Origin of the sequence: Mesorhizobium sp. M7A.F.Ca.US.014.04.1.1 (assembly GCF_003998745.1) — a bacterium.
Lineage (GTDB): Bacteria > Pseudomonadota > Alphaproteobacteria > Rhizobiales > Rhizobiaceae > Mesorhizobium > Mesorhizobium ciceri.
Genome location: NZ_RZRW01001060.1, coordinates 1 through 1,173, shown reverse-complemented (window position 1 = coordinate 1,173; position 1,173 = coordinate 1). Strand labels below are relative to the sequence as shown.

The following is a 1,173-nucleotide window of genomic DNA, read 5'->3' as shown; positions in this document are numbered from 1 at the left end:
AGAACAGGCTGCGCAGCAGCACGTTGCGGCGCAACTCGTTCATGACAAAGTGACAACCGACGATCGCCGCGGCAAACAGGAACCGCCAGTTCAGCAATGTCCACACGGCGCTGCCCTGCCCGAACGCCCATCTGGCGACCATACAGCCGACGATGGTCGCAAACAGTGCGATCACGGTCCAGAAAAGGGCATCGGCGGCATGGGTCAGGACGATACCGGCCGCCCTTATCGGCAGGATCATCATCAGCATCGCGCTGAAGAAATAGACGGCGGCAATCGGGATGAACACGCCGGCGTCGGCAATGCCGTCAAGGCGCCTGACGCCGATCGCGCCATAGGGATAGCCGTGCCTGGCGACAGCCAGGCTCAACGCCATGAGCAAGGCGGTCAGCACGGCGACCAATGCGAAGGATGTGAGGGCTTTGCTCATGACGTTCCTGTCCCAGACGAATCAGACAGGAACGGTTTTAGCGGTCGGTCGTAAATTGCGCGTAAGCGGGGGCGCTGCCCTCACGGATTTCGTTCAGTTCAATCTGGCTGACGACAGGCTATTCAGCGGCGATCCGGCCTGCCGAACGATTGGCCAGCACAAAGCCGACCTCGTCGACCGCCTGCGCCGCACGCTTAAGGATCGCCTCGGAGCGCAGCACGCCGTCGGTGAAATCCTTGTCGGTGGCGTAGACGGCGGTGGGCAGCGCAAAGGCCTCGAAGAAGCCGAACAGCGGCCGCAGCTGATGCTCGACGATCAAGGCATGGCGCTCGCCACCGCCGGTCGCCGTCAGCACGATGGGCTTTCCCCGCAATGCCGCCGGATCGATCAGGTCGAAGAAATGCTTGAACAGGCCGGTATAGCTGCCCTTGTAGGTCGGCGAGCCCACGACAAGCACGTCGGCGGCGAGGATTTGTTCCAGGATCGCGTGCGCCTGGCCGTCGAGATCGCGGGCCCATTTCGCCGTTCCCAGCGACGGCCCGAGATCCTCGATATCATAGGTGCTCGCCGATAGGCCGTGGCTGGCGGCGATGTCCCTGGCGACCAGATCGACGAAGGCGCGCGTCTTTGACGGCCTGGTGATGTTGCCGGAAAAGCCGACGACTGTTGGGTTTGACATGGCAGTGGGCCTCTTGGATGGTCGAAGGTTTGACGTGGCGGGCCGCCAAACCGCCGGGGGGAAA

The 1,173-nt window shown here is 62.9% G+C and carries 2 protein-coding genes; both read right to left on the bottom strand.

Annotated elements, in window-relative coordinates; genetic code table 11:
- The coding region (locus tag EOA22_RS34460) for a hypothetical protein (RefSeq protein ID WP_127390653.1) at positions 1 to 430 on the bottom strand (430 nt) is incomplete at its 3' end.
- A gap of 118 nt (positions 431 to 548) precedes the next feature.
- Positions 549 to 1,109, bottom strand: a complete 561-nt coding sequence (msuE, locus tag EOA22_RS34455; RefSeq protein WP_027164238.1) for an FMN reductase — start codon at positions 1,107 to 1,109, stop codon at positions 549 to 551.
- Positions 1,110 to 1,173: the final 64 nt, after the last annotated feature.

Bases quoted from the DNA above. Each gene is read 5' to 3' on its own strand.
- msuE (WP_027164238.1), bottom strand. From the start codon at position 1,109: ATGTCAAACCCAACAGTCGTCGGCTTTTCCGGCAACATCACCAGGCCG.